This is a genomic window from Kitasatospora sp. CM 4170, assembly GCF_032110285.1.
GTDB lineage: Bacteria > Actinomycetota > Actinomycetes > Streptomycetales > Streptomycetaceae > Kitasatospora > Kitasatospora aburaviensis.
On record NZ_CP134877.1, the window covers coordinates 3543931 to 3560575 of the forward strand.

A 16645-nucleotide genomic window follows, 5' to 3' on the forward strand; every position below is an offset into this window, starting at 1 on the left:
CATCCCTCCCCAACCACCTCCTTCGTACGGCCCCCTCGACCCGGAGGAACGCCTCCCATGTTCGACACAGTTCTGGTCGCCAACCGCGGCGAGATCGCCCTCCGGGTGATCCGCACCCTGCGGCGGCTCGGCGTGCGCTCCGTCGCCGTGTTCAGCGACGCCGACGCCGACGCTCCCCACGTCCGCGAGGCCGACACCGCGGTCCGGCTCGGACCGGCCGACCGCAGCGACAGCTCGGCCGCCGAGACCTACCTGCGGACCGACCAGATCCTCGCCGCCGCCCGCCGCACCGGCGCCCAGGCCGTCCACCCCGGCTACGGCTTCCTCGCCGAGAACGCCGCCTTCGCCCGCGCCTGCGCCGACGCCGGCCTGGTCTTCATCGGACCTCCTCCCGCCGCGGTCGAGCTGATGGGCGACAAGATCAACGCCAAGGAGGCCGTCCGCGCCGCCGGCGTCCCGGTGGTCCCGGGCAGCCAGGCGACCGCGCCGACCGACGAGGAACTCGTCGCGGCCGCCGACGAGATCGGGTACCCGGTCCTGCTCAAGCCGTCCGCCGGCGGCGGCGGCAAGGGCATGCGCCTGGTCCGCGACCCGGCCGAGCTGCCCACCGAGATCGCCGCCGCCCGGCGGGTCGCCCGCACCGCCTTCGGTGACGACACCCTGCTGCTGGAGCGCTGGGTCGACCGGCCGCGCCACATCGAGGTGCAGGTGCTGGCCGACGCCCACGGCACCACCGTCCACCTCGGCGAGCGCGAGTGCAGCCTGCAGCGCCGCCACCAGAAGCTGATCGAAGAGGCACCCTCCGTCCTGCTCAACGCCGAGACCCGGGCCGCGATGGGCGCCGCGGCCGTGCGCGCCGCGGAGTCCTGCGGCTACACCGGGGCCGGCACCGTGGAGTTCATCGTCCCCGGCATCGACCCCGACTCCCCCGCCCCCACCGAGGGGGTACGGGACTTCTTCTTCATGGAGATGAACACCCGCCTCCAGGTGGAACACCCCGTCACCGAACTCGCCGTCGCCGTCACCGCCCCGCTCCCGGGCGCAGCGGCGGCCCCGGCCCAGCCCCAGCGGCTGGACCTGGTCGAATGGCAGGTCCGGATCGCCGCCGGCGAGAACCTGCCGTTCGCCCAGCCGGACATCTCCTTCCTGGGCCACGCCATCGAGGCCCGCATCTGCGCCGAGGACCCGGAGCGGGACTTCCTGCCCACCGGCGGGCGCATCCTGGTACTGGACGAACCGCAGGGCGAAGGCATCCGGGTGGACTCCGGCGTCACCGCCGGATCCGTCATCACCAGCGCCTACGACCCGATGCTCGCCAAGGTCATCGCCTACGGGCCCGACCGCCCGACCGCGTTGCGCCGCCTCCGCGCCGCGCTGGCCGACACCCGGATCCTCGGCGTGACCACCAACACCGGCTTCCTGCGGCGACTGCTCGCACACCCCGAGGTCGCCGCCGGCCGCCTCGACACCGGTCTGGTGGAGCAGACGGCGCAGCTGCAACCCGCGCTGCTGGCCTCCGCCTTCTCCCCGGCCCGGGCCGCGGACACCGGCTCCGCCACTCCTTCCGGCACCGATTCCACCGACTCCGCCGACTCCACCGATTCCGCCGACGCTCCGTCGCCGGCGCACCTCCTCTACTACGCGGCCGCGCTCGCGCGGCACCTGGACCTCACCCCCGCCGCCGACGGCGGCGGCTGGACCGACCCCTTCTCCCTTCCCTCGGGCTGGCGCCTCGGGGGCGACGCCGCCTGGACCACCCACCGCCTCCGCGCCTCCGGCCAGGACCCGGTGGCGGTGAGCATCCGTCCGATCACTGCGAGCAACGTAGCGGAGCCCACTGACAACCGGCCGGGCGTCAGCCCCGAGGTGGAGGTCCGGCTCGGCGACGGGCCGGTCCACCGCGCCCGCGCCGTGCGCACCGGCGACCGCCTGCACCTCACCGCGGCGGGCCTGCAGACCACCTTCGCGCTGGCCGCCGACGACGCCCCAAACCCCGTGGGCGGCCCGGTGACCTGGCTCGGCATCGACGGCGACGCCTGGCCGCTGCACGCGTACGACCCGGTCGGTGAGAGCGCCGCCGCCGGCGCCGCCCACCACGGCGCGCTCACCGCCCCGATGCCGGGCACCGTCACCGTCGTGAAGACGGCGGCCGGCGAGCAGGTCCGCCGGGGCCAACCCCTGCTCGTCCTGGAGGCCATGAAGATGGAACACGTGATCGCCGCCCCGCACGACGGCACGGTGACCGAGCTGCGGGCCACCGCCGGAGCCACCGTCGCCATGGAGGAGCTGCTGGTCGTGGTCGCCCCGGACGAGGACGGCCCCGCCGAGCAGGCGGCCGACCGGGGCGTCGGCGCGGTCGCGGCCGAGGTGACGTCGTGACCGCCGCCACGCCCTCCCCCGCGCACGAGCCCGACGCGCTCGACCTCGGCCTGCCCGACCCCGTCCGCGCCCCGGGCCTGCCCGAGCTGGTCCGGATCCACGAGGTCGGCCCGCGTGACGGGCTGCAGAACGAGAGCGGCCTCGTCCCGGTCGAGGTCAAGGCCGAGTTCATCGCCCGGCTCGCGGCGGCCGGCCTGGGCACGGTCGAGGCGACCAGCTTCGTCCACCCGAAGTGGGTGCCCCAGCTCGCCGACGCCGAGGAGCTGGTTCCGCGGCTCGCCGACCTGCCGGCCCGCCACCCGGGGCTGCGGCTCCCGGTGCTGGTGCCGAACGAGCGCGGCCTCGACCGGGCGCTCGCCCACCACGCCGCCGACATCGCGGTGTTCGCGAGCGCCACCGAGACCTTCGCCCGGCGCAACCTCAACCGCTCGGCGGACGAGGCGATGGCGATGTTCCAGCCGGTCGTGGCGCGTGCCACGGAGGCCGGGATCCGCGTCCGCGGCTACCTCTCGATGTGCTTCGGCGACCCGTGGGAGGGCCCGGTCCCGATCGACCAGGTGGTCGGCTTCGGGGTCCGGCTGCTGGAGATGGGCTGCTTCGAGCTCAGCCTCGGCGACACCATCGGGGTGGCCACTCCGGGCCAGGTCACCGCGCTGCTGGACGGCTTCGCCCGGGCGGGCGTCCCGGTCGGGCGGCTCGCGGTGCACTTCCACGACACCTACGGCCAGGCGCTCAGCAACACGCTGGCCGCCCTGCGCGCCGGCGTGACCACGGTCGACGCCTCCGCGGGCGGCCTGGGCGGCTGCCCGTACGCCAAGAGCGCCACCGGGAACCTGGCCACCGAGGACCTGGTCTGGATGCTGCACGGCCTCGGCATCCGGACCGGGGTCGACCTCCGCGCCCTGGTCGCCACCAGCGGCTGGATGGCGCAGCGGCTCGGCCGGCCGAGCCCGTCCCGCACCGTCCAGGCCCTGCTCGGCGCGGCCCGGGCCTGACCGGCGCCCCGGCCGCCGGGCGTCCCCGCGGACGCCCGGCGCCACCCCGGGGCCGCCGCTCCGCTCCAGGACCCCGCGGCGCCCGGCCGGAGCCACGTCCGGCCCGGCGCCGCCACCACACCGACGGCACCGACCGTCACCTCAACAGACCGCGTTCCCGTCACGCCCTCACACCGTCGGGCGGACCCGCGGTCGTCCCGTTCACGCCCGCGGCCACCCCGCCGGGGCCACAGGAGGATCACCATGCTCGATCACCGACTGAACAGCGAGTACGAGGAACTCCGGCGCACCGTCGCCGAGTTCGCCCAGGACGTGGTCGCGCCGAAGATCGGCGAGTTCTACGAGCAGGGCGAGTTCCCCTACGAGATCGTGCGGGAGATGGGGCGGATGGGCCTCTTCGGCCTGCCCTTCCCGGAGGAGTACGGCGGCATGGGCGGCGACTACTTCGCCCTCTGCCTCGCGCTGGAGGAGCTCGCCCGCGTCGACTCCTCGGTCGCGATCACCCTGGAGGCCGCGGTCTCGCTCGGCGCGATGCCCGTCTACCGCTTCGGCACGGAGGAGCAGAAGCGCGAGTGGCTGCCGCGGCTCACCTCCGGCGAGATGCTCGGCGCGTTCGGCCTGACCGAGCCCGAAGGCGGTTCCGACGCCGGCGCGACCCGCACCACGGCCCGGTACGACGAGGCCACCGACGAGTGGGTCATCAACGGCACCAAGTGCTTCATCACCAACTCGGGCACCGAGATCACCGGCCTCGTCACCGTCACCGCCCTCACCGAACCGATCGCTCGTTCGAGTGAAGAAGGCGAATTCTCCTCGCCGCAGCGCGAGATCTCGTCCATCATCGTGCCCACCGGGACCCCGGGCTTCCAGGTCTCGAAGAAGTACTCGAAGGTCGGGTGGAACGCCTCCGACACCCGCGAACTGTCCTTTACCGACTGCCGCGTCCCCGCGGCCAACCTGCTGGGCGAGCGCGGCCGCGGCTACGCCCAGTTCCTGCGGATCCTCGACGAGGGCCGCATCGCCATCGCAGCCCTGGGCACCGGCCTGGCCCAGGGGTGCGTCGACCAGTCCGTCACCTACGCCGGCACGCGCCGCGCCTTCGGCCGACCGATCGGCGCCAACCAGGCCATCCAGTTCAAGCTCGCCGACATGGAGATGCGCGCGCACACCTCCCGCCTGGCCTGGCGGGACGCCGCCTCCCGGCTGCTGCACGGCGAACCGTTCAAGAAGGAGGCCGCGATCGCGAAGCTGTACTCGTCCGAGGCCGCCGTCGACAACGCCCGCGAGGCGACCCAGATCCACGGCGGGTACGGCTTCATGAACGAGTTCCCGGTGGCGCGCTTCTGGCGCGACTGCAAGATCCTCGAAATCGGGGAGGGCACCTCGGAGGTCCAGCGCATGCTCATCGCCCGCGAGCTCGGCGTCGTCTGAGGCGCGTCCGCCCCCTCACGTTCACGGAAGCACGTCCGTCCGCGGGCCCTCCCGCGCCCCGCTCCGCCGCGGTGGTGCACACGGAGGGCCCGCGGGGGGCCTGGAAAGACCCGGGCGGCGGCTGGAGCACGCCGCCGTGACGGGGCGTCAGGGAATCACGATCACCGGGCGGTTGGCGCGGCGGGCCAGCCGACCGGAGACCGATCCGAAGATCTTGCCCAGCAGGCCGTGGGTGCTGCCGACCACGATGGCGTCGGCGGCGTACTCGCGGCCGACCTCCTCGATCTCGTGGCAGATGTCGCCGCCCCGCTCGACCAGGATCCAGGGGACACCGGCGAGGAAGTCCGCACAGGCGAGTTCCAGACCGAGGACTTCGGTCCGGTGGTCGGGGAGGTCGACGAAGACCGGGGGCTCGCACCCCGCCCAGACGGTGGCGGGCAGGCGGTTGGCGACGTGCACGATCACCAGTCCGCACTGCGAGCGACGGGCCATGCCCACCGCGTAGGCGAGGGCGCGCTCGCTCGACAGGGAGCCGTCGAAACCGACCACCACACCGTGCTGGAAGGCCGGGTCACAGGCACGGGCGGCAGCCTCCTGCGCGATCGGCTCGCCGGTCGCGCTGGGCGGGCCAGGGACGCCCGGACGCTCGGCGCCCGGCCCCAGACGGCCGCTCACGGCCGGCTCCACGGGGTCGGACCGGTGCTGTTCCCGGCGCTGACGGGAGCCGGGGCGGCTCCGGCGCGCAATGTTCCGGAGGGCGCGGGAAAGGGCACCGGCGCCCATGGCAGCAGACCGGACCTCGGCGTCGTCCGCGCTCCGGCGGCCGTCTCCTCCGGCCGACGCGCCGCCGACGCGGGGCGCATCCGGTTCAACCGGTCGGGAGGACTCAAAACCAGCCATGGCTCAAGGCTCTTCGCAGGAGATGGGCCGACAGGAGAGGACAACGCTGCCCAGGCAGCAGGGCCGCCCACGGGACGACGTCGGTCTGCGCCGAGCACCACCGTTTGTGACCTATTCCTTTCAGAGTACGACGGGCGAAAGGCTCAGCCCAGCCGCGGAGCCCCGGATCACCCTTGTTCCCGCGAACGGAGGATGCGCCCGCCGGCGGCGGTGCGCCCGTCGCGTGCGCGGTCGCGCCCCCTCTGGCAAAGGAGGTTCTCTGGAGCTTGACTGAGCGGACCGGGCGGCGCAACAGGCCCCCCGGACACCGTGACCGGACTGTCATTGATCGACGACGATCCGTTGCCGCCCGTCACCGCGCGCGGCCGCCCGCGATCCGGCCGGGTGCCGTACCACCTGCTCGCCGGATACCGCACGACATCCGCACCACGGGCACGGCTCCGAGCACAGCCCTGGGCCCTGTCCGGCACCGCTCCGTGCGTCAGGAGCCGATACCGGTTTCAGCCATTTCATGCCGGTTCGCGACGGCCTCTGGCATTTGCCAGATGCATACCCGTGCCCGCTGGCACCATGCTCGGCATGCCCCTGCTCCTGCTCGACCTCGACAACACGCTGCTCCCCAGGGATGCCGCTTTCCGGGCCTGGGCTCAGGATCTTCTGGCCGAACGAAACCTGCCGCCCGGCGACGTCGACTGGTTCGTCACCATCGACGGCGGCGGCTACGTGCCGCGCAGCACCGTACTGTCCGCCGTCCGACGCCGCTACGGCTTGGACGACTCCTTCGAATTCCTGCTGGCGCACTACCGGCGCGGCATCAACTCCCACATCCACTGCCCGCCTCGGCACGTCCAGGCGCTGCGGGCGGCGCGCGAGGCGGGCTGGACGCTCGGCATCGTCAGCAACGGCAACACGCGGCCGCAGTTGGAGAAGATCCGCCGGACCGGCCTCGGCCCGCTCGTCGACGGCTGGGTGATCTCGGAGGAGGCGGACTGCGTCAAACCGGACCCGCTGATCTTCGAGATCGCCGCCCAGCGGTGCGGCATCGCGCCCACCGGCGACTGGACGGCGGACACCTGGATGATCGGCGACCACGCCCCCGCCGACATCGCGGGCGCGGAACTGACGGGGCTCCGCAGCGTCTGGCTGCACCACGGCCGCCCCTGGGCCGAGCCCGGCTACCGGCCGACGTTGAAGGCGGCCGGGCTGCCGGAGGCGATCGGGCAGGTGCTGTCCGCCCGCGGCGCGCCGGGCCTTCGGCCCGGGATCCGGGCCGTCGGTGGCGCCCGGCGTCGCACGGCGGCCGCAACACCGGCGGCCGCAACACCGGGCCCCCTCCGGGAGCGCGCCCGCGCGGTGCCGGCGCGGCCCGGCGCGCGGCCCGGCGCACAGCTTCCGCTGTCCGCCCCGGACGGGGTTCATGCGCCCAATGCCGGGAGCGCGGCATGGAACGGACCCGCGGCCCAGGCGGCGGAGATCGCTGTCCGAAACCGTTCCGGCGGATTTGCGGTGGCCGGCGGCGCTCGCTCCACGGATACCGCGGGGCTGCCGGGCACGGCGGCCCCTGCCAACACGGCGGCCCCTGCCAACACGGCGGCCTCTTCCCGCACGGTGGCCCTGACCGGCACCGTGGCCCTGACCGGCACGGTCGGCCTGGCGGTCGCGACGGGCCCCCCGTCCGTCCCGGCGGAACCGCGGGCGGGCATCGACCGGCCGGGCGGCGGGCGCCGTACCGCCGAGGGCCCGGCGAGTGGGCGCCCGGCCGCTGAACGCCCGGCACGGACGCTGTTCGCGACCCCGGCCGCCCGGTTCGGTCCGTGGCCGGCCCTGGCCGCTCCGCAGGGAGCGGGCGAGGCCACCGCCCGGGCAGCGGCCGTCCGGACCTGAGGCGAGCCGCACCGGGCACCCACCCGGTGCGGGCCCTGTGCCGCCCCGGTACGGACCCGGACGACCGGGGCCGGCCGGGCGGTCACAGCGGCGGCCCGGCGGCCTGGCGGCCCGACCCGAGCCGACCGGCACCCGGTCCGCTACTCGGCCACTCGGCTACTCGACTACTCGGCCGCGGGGGCGAGCGGGGTCCACCAGTGCGTGCGGCCCTGCTCCGTGAAGCCGAGCTTCTGGTAGAGCGGTTCGCCGAGCATGGTGGCGACCAGGGTCGCCGGGCGCTCCGGGTGGGCGCCGGCCAGCGCGGTCTCCAGGACCGCGCGGCCCACCCCCCGGGAACGGTGCTCGGGAAGCGTCGCGACCCAGTAGACCCCGGTGGCCCGGCCGTCGTCGTAGGTCAGGCAGGCACCCGCCGGCGCACCGTCGATCCGGGCGAGCCAGGCCCGGAGGCCCGGCTCGTGCAGCAGTGCCTCCGGCAGCATCCCCCCGCGCGTCCAGGGCTGGCTGGACTCGATCGGGAAACCGTCGACCACGGCGTGCTCCGCCTCGGCGAAGCCGTCGGCGTCCAGCACCTCATCGACCGTCAGGGACCAGCCACCGCCGCGGCCGGAGGACGCCGCCGGGACGGCCGCCGACCCATCGAACCGCCGGTCCTCCAGCGGGCCCGGCTCACGGGTCATCACGGCCATCGCACGGCCGTGACCGAGGCCGTGGCGGGTCATGTCCAGGACCCCGTAAGGGTCTTCGACGGTCACGCCGATGCTGCCCCACTCCCGGATGAGGCCCGCCAAGTCGTCCTCCAGTGCGGCAATGCCGTCGCCGGGGCGGGTCACGACTATGCGGTGGGCGTCCTCCGGGGTTCGGGCGCAGCGGACCGCGGTGAATCGGGGATCGACGAGCCGCTGCCAACCATGGGCGCGGGCTTGGGCGAGCCAGAATTCGGCAGCGTTGTCGGTGGCCTGTTCGAGCCGGCTGATGGTCTTCACATCAGGACGCTAGCGCGGGGCGGTCGACCACCGTTCACCCGCCCCGGCACTGGCCGGATGAAGCCAGGGAGGCGCACGCTTCGTCACTTGTGCGCCCTCATGTGCACCGTCGATTTTCGGTCAATCTCGCGCGACTCCCCCGGCCTTGGGCAAAGCCGCAGCCCAGACCCGCCGACCGGGCGCGCGGGAACCGGACGCCCCAGGACCAGTCCCGCGACAACCAGCCACCCTGACACAGGCCCCCTTCCCAGAAGGGTCGACGGGTGCCACGCTTCGTGATCGAATGCATCACGCCAAATTGCCATGTCGACATAGCGTCGGATGGTGAACTTGTCACAACGGCAACGGTCCACCCGATAGATTCGATCTTGGCTAGCAGTGCCGCACCACCACACCACACCACCGAGGGGGCTTGAGCGCCTTGAGCAGGGTGAGCAGGAGCGACGCGGGTCCTGACAGCGGCCAGCCGGTGGCCGGCATCGCGGGTCGTTCCGCGAGAGCCGCCGCCTCCGCCGCTGCCAACACCCGCCTCTCCGGCAGCTCCAGCGCCGCCCCGTACCCCTCGTACAGCTCTGCGGCCGCTCCGGCCCCGTCCGTCCCGACCGCTCCCCCGGCCGCCGCCCCGGGCTCGCCGGCCTACTCGGCCGCGATGGAGCACGGTGGACGAACCGTCAGCCGATCGTCCGTCAATCAGGTTTCGGCCCACGGCGCAGCTGCGGGCGGTCACGCCGGCCCGTCGATTCCCGGCCACGCCGCCGGAATGCACGCGGGCGGCCAGCACCTCGCCCAGCACGCCGGTCAGCACAACGGTCAGCACAGCGGCCAGACGTACGGCGGCCCGCTGCACGGCGGCCACGGCCAGGGCCACGGGCAGTCGTACGGCCAGGCCGCCCTCGGGCAGCCGGCGGCGGACGCGGCGTTCCCCGCGTTCTCCGGCGGCCCGGCGCCCGCCCACGCCGGCGGACTCCCCGCCGGGACGGCGGGCCAGGGCATCGCCGCCGGCGCCAACGGGCACAGCCCGAGCGGCCACACCCCCGCCGGCCACACTCCGGGCGGCCACGGCCCCACCGGCCACGGGGCGAACGGCACCTCCGCGCCCGTGATGGGCACCGCGCCCCGGAAGCTGTCGGGCCGGCGCCGGCGCGAGACCGTCGCGGTGCTGATCTTCGGCGGTGCACCGATCTTCGAGAGTTCGATCCCGCTCTCCGTCTTCGGCGTCGACCGCCAGGACGCCGGGGTCCCGCGCTACCGCCTGCTGGTCTGCGCCGGGGAGGAGGGGCCGCTCGCCACCACCGGCGGGCTCACGCTCTCCGCGCCGTACGGGCTGGAGGCCCTCGCCCGGGCGGGGACGATCGTGGTCCCGGCCTGGCGCTCGATCTCGCAGCCGCCCCCGGTCGAGGCGATCACCGCGCTGCGCAAGGCCCACCACGAGGGCGCACGGATCATCGGCCTCTGCACCGGCGCGTTCGTCCTCGCGGCCGCCGGCCTGCTGGACGGCCGCCCGGCCACCACGCACTGGATGTACGCGCCGACCCTCGCCAAGCGCTACCCGCGGGTCCACGTCGACCCGCGCGAGCTCTTCGTCGACGACGGCGACGTGCTGACCTCGGCCGGCACCGCCGCCGGCATCGACCTCTGCCTGCACGTGGTGCGCAGCGACCACGGCGCCGAGGCGGCCAACGCGCTCGCCCGCCGGCTGGTGGTGCCGAGCCGGCGCAGCGGCGGCGGACAGGCCCAGTACATCGACCAGTCTTTACCGGAGGAGATCGGCAACGACCCGCTGGCCGAGGTGGTCACCTGGGCGCTGGAAAACCTGAACCAGCAGTTCGACGTCGAGGTGCTGGCGGCCCGCGCCTACATGAGCCGCCGCACGTTCGACCGGCGGTTCCGCACGCTGACCGGCAGCGCCCCGCTGCAGTGGCTGATCACCCAGCGGGTGCTCCAGGCGCAGCGGCTGCTGGAGACCTCGGAGCTGTCGGTGGACGACGTCGCGCGCCGCTGCGGTTTCCGGTCGCCGGTCGCGCTGCGCGGGCACTTCCGGCGCCAGCTCGGGGTCTCGCCGGCCGCCTACCGGACCAGCTACCGGGCCCGGCGGCCCGGCACGGCCGCGCCCACGCCGGTTCCGGTGCACGCGGGCGAGCTCCGTCCCGTGGGCGCCGCCGCGCAGTCGGCCGGCGCGCACGCGGCCGCCGCTGCGGCCGCGGCGGCGAGCGGGGCGCTGCTCGGGCAGCACGGGCAGGCGGCCGGGGCCGCGTTCCCGGCGGCCGGCGGCTCCGCGCACCCGGGCCAGCACGGGCACCCGGGGCAGCACGGCCACCAGCACGGGCAGCCCGCAGCACAGGGATTCCACGCCCGCGCCGCGCAGCCGTACCCGCACCAGCCGCACCCCGGGCAGCCGGGGGCGGGGCGCGGTCCGGTCCGGTCGCCGCTGGTCCCGCCGCAGGCCGGTCCGGGGGCGGGGCGTCCGGCGCGTACGGCGGAGCACGCCGCCGCGGAGGACGGCCACCCCCAGCCCGGTGCACGCGGCCAGGGCCAGGGGCACCGTGCCGCGGCGGAGCAGGCGTCCGACGACTCCGGCCCGGCCGGCGGCAGCGGCGTACCCGGCGTCGGGCCGGGTGGCGGCCGCGGGCACGGTGCGCCCGCCGGCCGGGTGCCGGCCCCCGCGACCGGCACGGCGGAGGGCCGGGCCCAGCAGGCCCGGGCCGCCCAGGTCCGTCCGCAGGGCGGGCGGGCCGGGAACCCGGACCCCGGCCGCGAGGCCCGGGCCGCTCGGGACGCCCACCAGGCCCACCAGTCCCACCCGGTCAGCCAGGCCGACCCGGCCCGCGAGGCGCACGAAGCGCACGAACCGGACGGCCACGGCCAGGCCGAGCGCGCCGCGGAGGCCTGCGCCCCGGCGCCGCGCTCGGCTCCTCCAGTGCCCGCGGCGCGTGATCGCGCCGTAGGGTGAGTGGCGTGAATGACCGTTTGGTATGGATCGACTGTGAAATGACAGGCCTCGACCTCGACCGGGACGCCCTGGTCGAGGTCGCGGCGCTGGTGACGGACTCGGAGCTGAACGTCCTCGGCGAGGGCGTCGACGTCATCATCCGCCCGCCCGCCGAGGCGCTGGCCAACATGCCCGAAGTGGTGCGCGCCATGCACACCTCCTCCGGCCTGCTCGACGAGCTGGAGAACGGCGTCACGCTCGCCGAGGCGGAGGCGCTCGTCCTCGCCTACGTCCGCGAGTACGCGCCCGAGGCCGGGCGGACGCCGCTCTGCGGGAACTCGGTGGCGACGGACCGCGGCTTCCTGGCCCGGGACATGCCGGCGCTGGAGGGGCACCTGCACTACCGGATCGTGGACGTCTCCTCGATCAAGGAGCTGGCCCGCCGCTGGTACCCGAGGGCGTACTACAACAGCCCGCAGAAGGGCGGGAACCACCGGGCGCTCGCCGACATCCGCGAGAGCATCGACGAACTGCGGTACTACCGCGAGGCGGTGTTCGTCCCCCAGCCCGGTCCGGACACCGACACCTCCCGGGCGATCGCCGAGAAGTACCAGGCCCCGACGTCGACGGACTGACCCGGCCTCCCCGGCCCGTTCCGGCGGCCCCGGTCGGAGCCGTCGGAACGGGCCGGAGGGTGCCCGCGGACGCCTGATCGAAACCCTGGCGCGAGCACCCTCTCGGATCCTGTAGAGTTCTTCCTGTCGGAACGGGAACGCGAGAGCGGGAACGGACCGGACAGATGGTGGGTGTAGCTCAGTTGGTAGAGCACCTGGTTGTGGTCCAGGTGGCCGCGGGTTCGAGTCCCGTCACTCACCCCAGAGCCTGAGGGCCGATCTCGGAAGAGATCGGCCCTCAGGCGTTTTCGCATGCCCGGGACTTCCGCCCCCGGGGGGTCGGCGCCCGCCCGGAACGAAATCGGCGGGAGGTCGCCGCGGACGGATCCACCGAGGTCGATCCGGGGTGTGAGATCCGTCGACGGGTCTGCCGCTCGAAGCTACCGACTAGTAACCTAGCTGCCATGACGACACCTTCGATCGGCCAGCTGCTGGACTCGACCGTGCCGATGGCACGCACCCTCAAGCTGGAGTACCTGGAGACCACGACGGAGCGCGCCGTGCTGCGGCTGCCCGACCAGCCCGAGTACCACAACCACGTCGGCGGCCCGCACGCCGGCGCGATGTTCACCCTCGCCGAGTCCGCGAGCGGCTGCATCGTCCTCGGCGCCTTCGGCGACCAGCTCTCGCGCGCGGTGCCCCTCGCGGTCAGCGCCGAGATCGCGTACAAGAAGCTGGCCATGGGCGCCGTCACCGCCACGGCCGTGCTGGGCCGCCCGGTCGCCGACATCGTCGCCGAGCTGGACAAGGGCGAGCGCCCGGAGTTCCCCGTCACGGTCGAGATCACCCGTGCCGACGGGGCTGTGACCGGCGTCATGACCGTCATCTGGACCCTGCGCCCCAACTCCTGACCGTCACTGGGCGCGTCCGGGCCTTCGGGCCCGTCCGGAGTGCGGTCGCGGCTCGCGGCTCGCGGCTCGGCTCGCGACGATGACTGTCCGTAACGGCGACCGTGACCTCACGGCCCGTCCGCTCGTTCTCGATTCACGTGCGAGCCAATCACGCGACCATGGCACCGGAACCCGTCCGACGCGGCGTCGCCCTCACGGGGCGCACGGACGGTAGGCGGCCGACCCGGGCGCGGGCCGTCGCGGTCGGCGGGGCGCTCCTCGCCCAGGTCTGGTGGCTGGGGGCGCCCGGGGCTCTCGCCGCGACCGCCGAACCACTGCCCGAGCCGGTCAATCGCACCGTCGGCCGGGCCCCGGGCGGCGGAAGCGCCCCCGACGGGGGGTCAGCCGAGCGGCCCGCCGCGGAGGACCGGGAGAACGGCCCCGGCGAGGGCTCCGGCAACCGGGGTGAGCCCGCCGACCGCACGGGCCGCGGCCGGGGCTCGGCGTCGGCCGACGGGCAGTCCCGTGCCGCCGGCCGGGCGCGGGTCGGCGACGTCCTCCAGGGCCGGATCAGGGCGGGCGGCCTGCCGCTGCCCGGTCAGCCCGCCGCCGTCCCGGACGCGTTCGCGATCGCCTCGGGGCTGCTCGACGCCGTGCCCGTGCAGGCGCGCACGGCGCAGGCGCGGGCCTCCCGGGACGGCGAGGGTCCGGAGTCGGCGGCGCCGGCCGGCCGTTCCGGTGCCGCCGCGGGGCGGCCCGCGCCACCGTCCCCCGGGCCGAACGGCGCGGCGGCCCCACCGTCCGTCCACGGCAGTGCCGATCGGCCGGGGTCGACCGCCGGGCCCGGCGGTACCGGCGTTCCCGGCACCGCCGCCGCCGCCGAGCGAACCGCTCCGCACGAGAACCTCGCCGCCGTCGATCCGGCGGTGGTCACCGCCGATCCGGCCGGGCACGGCCTCGCGGGCACCGGGACGGCCGTCCTCGCCCCGATCGCGGCCGGGCTGCTGCTGACCGGCGCCGCGATGTGCAAACACCGGGGACTGCCCCGCGGCCACTGACCGCGGCCCGGGCCCGTTCAGGCCCCCGCGGCCGCCGCGATCTCCAGGGCGAGCAGCGGCAGTTCACGGCCCGGTATCGACTCCGACGGGGTGGTGCCGATCCGGGTGGCGCCCATGGCGAGGTAGAACGGCTCGGCGTTCGGGTCGGCGTCGATGGTGAGGCGGCGGAAGCCGATCGCCCCGGCCCGCTCTCTGACGTGGTCGACGAGGCGGCGGCCCACGCCCCGCCCGATGCTGTCGGGTTCGACGAAGAGCATGCCCAACTCGCCCTGCGGGGGCGTTCCGACGAGGGTGACGAAGCCGAGCACCCGCCCGCCGGCCTCGGCCACCGCCGTTCGCCGCCGCTCGATCGCGGCGGGGTCCAGGGTCAGCTCCTCCCGGCAGGCGGCCATGAACGCCTCGTCGTAGCCCCAGTAGGCCTTGGAGCGCAGGGCGATGGCGCTGAGCAGCGCCGCCTCGTCCGGTCGAGCAGGTCTGATCCTCATGGCACGCCCCTCCGGCCGGTCACGGCCGTCCGCATTCCGGACAGAGCTTCCCATTCTCAACGGCCCGTCGGTCGCGGCCAACTGCTTTTCCGCACCGGCCCACCGCCCCGCCGCACCGGCGCGGCGGACCGGGTGCGGTCAGTGGAAGACGCCCGGGGGCGGGGCCGGCGAGGGCGCCGCAGTGGCGTCCGTGGCCGGGGCGGCGCCGGCCGCGAAGTCGGCCAGGGAGCGGCCGTGCTCGACCCGCCCGAGCGCGGCGTCGGAGGCCACCTTGCGGCCCAGCTCGGCGAGCGGGAGCGGCGTGTGTGCGGCGGCCAGGATCAGGTTGCCGAAGCGCTTGCCGCGCAGCACCGCCGGGTCCGCCACCAGGCAGAGCTCGGGGAAGACCGCGCCGAGGGTGGCGATCTGCGAGCGGGCGAACGGCAGCCCCGCGCCGTCGGCGATGTTCACCGCGTACCGGCCGCCGGGGGCCAGGGCCCGCGCGGCGAGCGCGGTGAACTCGACGGTCGTGCAGTGGGCCGGCACCCGGGCACCGGAGAAGACGTCGGCGATCACCAGGTCGGCGCCGGCCTCGGGGGCCCGCTCCAGCACGCTGCGGGCGTCCGCGCCGCGAACCTTGATCTGCCAGCTCCGCTCCAGGGGGAGCTCGGTGCGCACCAGTTCGGTGAGCGCGGTGTCGATCTCGGCGACCTGCTGGCGGGAGCGCGGACGGGTGGCCGCGACGTAGCGGGCCAGGGTCAGGGCGCCGCCGCCGAGGTGCAGGACGGTGAGCGGGCGGCCGGGCGGGGCCGCCAGGTCGATCAGGTGGCCGAGCCGGCGCTGGTACTCGAATCCCAGGTGGGTCGGGTCGGCGAGGTCGACCATGGACTGCGGCGCGCCGTCGATCAGCAGCGACCAGGCGGCGGGGCGGTCGCGGTCGGGGCGGAGCTCGGCCAGCCCGGAGTCGACGGGGCGGGTGAGCGGGCCCTGGGCGTGCGTCCGGCCGCCGGCGCCGGTGGCCGCCGGCTGCGGGTCGGCCGCCGTTCGGCTTCGGTCCGTGCTCCGGCCGGCTCTGCTGCTGCGTCCCATACCGGCCATTATCGCCGTCGCGCGGGAGGGCTCCGCAGCTCAGCGGGGTCGGGGCGACCGACCGGTGGGGAAGGCGGTCTGCGGGCGGGGGCGGAAGGTTCGGCGGGGGCCGCGGCTCAGAACGGGCCGAGGCCGCCGGCCGTGAGGGTGCAGGCGGCCTCGCAGAGCGCCGATCGGAGGACCCAGGCGTCGGTGGGGCGGGCGCCGCAGTCGGCCCCGGCGGGCGGCATCACCCAGCGCGGGTCGGCGGCGGGCAGCAGCAGCGCCCCGGCGGTGCACGAGCTGCCCGGCAGGTGCCAGGTGGCCGAGGTGCCGGCCGGGACGAAGAAGGAGAGGGTGCTGCCGTTGCGGCTCTGCAGCACCACGCCGCAGGCCCGGCGCAGCCGCAGGATGTCGACCGCCTCCAGCCCGTGCCGCAGGGCGACGGTGACCGTGTCGTAGCCGGAGACGACCACGCCGCCGACACCGGTGTCGTCCGCGCCGAGGCGCCGGAGCGGGGTGCTGCCGCCGCCGCACGGGGCGCGGCCGCCCGCCGCGGAGCCGCGGACCGGCCCGCGCTCGTCGACCGGTTCGGGCAACAGGGCGGGGGCGGCGTCGGCGAGCACGCCCCCGGCGACCAGGCGGCGGTACTGCGGTACTCCGGCGGCCATCACGGGCCCTCCTGTCACCTCGTCCGGTCGGAAGCACCGCCGCCCGGGGGGCCGGGGCGCCGCGGGGGACGGCGGGGCGGGCGGCGGGCGGGGCTTCCGCGTATCAGGACAACGCCGAGGATGCGCCCCAGGCCACGGGGCGCCTTACAGCAAGGCATGGCATTTCATGGCAGATCCCGGCAATCGCGCCCGCTTTGCACAGAATTGTCAGCACATCAGCCACGAACTCGCCGTAACGTGTCGGTGACTCCGGGTACTGTCGGTGACTCCGGGTACTGTCGGTGGCGAGCCCGGAGGTCCGCCCCACCCCGGCCGGGCCCGTCCGCAGCCGTCCCGCAGTCCGGCCCCGCCACCTCGCACCAGCCCCGAGCCCCGAGCC

12 protein-coding genes, 1 tRNA gene and 1 pseudogene are annotated in these 16645 nt (G+C 75.3%); 9 read left to right on the plus strand and 5 right to left on the minus strand.

Annotated elements, in window-relative coordinates; all coding sequences use genetic code 11:
* Positions 1-57: 57 nt before the first annotated feature.
* The 3 genes from RMN57_RS14720 (at position 58) to RMN57_RS14730 (ending at position 4805) form a co-directional block, all read left to right on the plus strand.
* Positions 58-2379, plus strand: a complete 2322-nt coding sequence (locus RMN57_RS14720; RefSeq protein ID WP_313763857.1) for a biotin carboxylase N-terminal domain-containing protein — start codon at positions 58-60, stop codon at positions 2377-2379.
* Positions 2376-3374, plus strand: coding sequence for a hydroxymethylglutaryl-CoA lyase (locus RMN57_RS14725; protein ID WP_313763858.1), 999 nt, complete (start codon positions 2376-2378; stop codon positions 3372-3374). Before RMN57_RS14720 ends, RMN57_RS14725 begins: the two co-directional genes overlap by 4 nt.
* A gap of 243 nt (positions 3375-3617) precedes the next feature.
* Positions 3618-4805, plus strand: a complete 1188-nt coding sequence (locus RMN57_RS14730) for an acyl-CoA dehydrogenase family protein (protein WP_313763859.1) — start codon at positions 3618-3620, stop codon at positions 4803-4805.
* Between the two features lie 147 nt (positions 4806-4952).
* Here the strand turns inward: RMN57_RS14730 and RMN57_RS14735 are convergent, their stop codons facing one another.
* Complete coding sequence (locus RMN57_RS14735; protein ID WP_380234045.1) at positions 4953-5468, minus strand: universal stress protein; 516 nt, start codon at positions 5466-5468, stop codon at positions 4953-4955.
* Between the two features lie 561 nt (positions 5469-6029).
* Between RMN57_RS14735 and RMN57_RS14740 the strand changes: the two genes are divergently transcribed.
* Complete coding sequence (locus tag RMN57_RS14740; RefSeq protein WP_313763860.1) at positions 6030-7589, plus strand: HAD family hydrolase; 1560 nt, start codon at positions 6030-6032, stop codon at positions 7587-7589.
* A gap of 164 nt (positions 7590-7753) precedes the next feature.
* Here the strand turns inward: RMN57_RS14740 and RMN57_RS14745 are convergent, their stop codons facing one another.
* Entirely contained in the window at positions 7754-8572 is an 819-nt protein-coding gene (locus RMN57_RS14745) for a GNAT family N-acetyltransferase (protein ID WP_313763861.1), read from the minus strand.
* Between the two features lie 1102 nt (positions 8573-9674).
* Between RMN57_RS14745 and RMN57_RS14750 the strand changes: the two are divergent.
* From RMN57_RS14750 to RMN57_RS14770, 5 genes and pseudogenes are all read left to right on the plus strand, one after another.
* A pseudogene (locus RMN57_RS14750) lies at positions 9675-10677 on the plus strand (helix-turn-helix domain-containing protein); the annotation flags it as partial.
* Positions 10678-11527: 850 nt separating this feature from the next.
* Positions 11528-12136 carry an oligoribonuclease gene (gene orn, locus RMN57_RS14755; protein ID WP_238862692.1) on the plus strand — a complete coding sequence of 203 codons (609 nt, stop codon included), beginning with the start codon at positions 11528-11530 and terminating at the stop codon, positions 12134-12136.
* Between the two features lie 167 nt (positions 12137-12303).
* A tRNA-His gene (locus RMN57_RS14760) sits at positions 12304-12379 on the plus strand.
* A 200-nt stretch (positions 12380-12579) separates the two neighbouring features.
* Positions 12580-13026, plus strand: coding sequence for a DUF4442 domain-containing protein (locus RMN57_RS14765; RefSeq protein ID WP_313763862.1), 447 nt, complete (start codon positions 12580-12582; stop codon positions 13024-13026).
* Positions 13027-13184: 158 nt separating this feature from the next.
* Positions 13185-14063: a hypothetical protein gene (locus tag RMN57_RS14770; protein WP_313763863.1), complete on the plus strand. Its 879-nt coding sequence runs from the start codon at positions 13185-13187 to the stop codon at positions 14061-14063.
* 17 nt (positions 14064-14080) lie between these two features.
* Here RMN57_RS14770 and RMN57_RS14775 read toward each other — a convergent pair whose 3' ends face one another.
* The 3 genes from RMN57_RS14775 to RMN57_RS14785 form a co-directional block, all read right to left on the minus strand.
* A complete protein-coding gene (locus RMN57_RS14775) occupies positions 14081-14548 on the minus strand; it encodes a GNAT family N-acetyltransferase (protein WP_313763864.1) in 468 nt (155 codons plus the stop codon).
* A gap of 138 nt (positions 14549-14686) precedes the next feature.
* Positions 14687-15625: a fused MFS/spermidine synthase gene (locus RMN57_RS14780; protein WP_313763865.1), complete on the minus strand. Its 939-nt coding sequence runs from the start codon at positions 15623-15625 to the stop codon at positions 14687-14689.
* 107 nt (positions 15626-15732) lie between these two features.
* Positions 15733-16266 carry a hypothetical protein gene (locus RMN57_RS14785; RefSeq protein WP_313763866.1) on the minus strand — a complete coding sequence of 178 codons (534 nt, stop codon included), beginning with the start codon at positions 16264-16266 and terminating at the stop codon, positions 15733-15735.
* Positions 16267-16645: the final 379 nt, after the last annotated feature.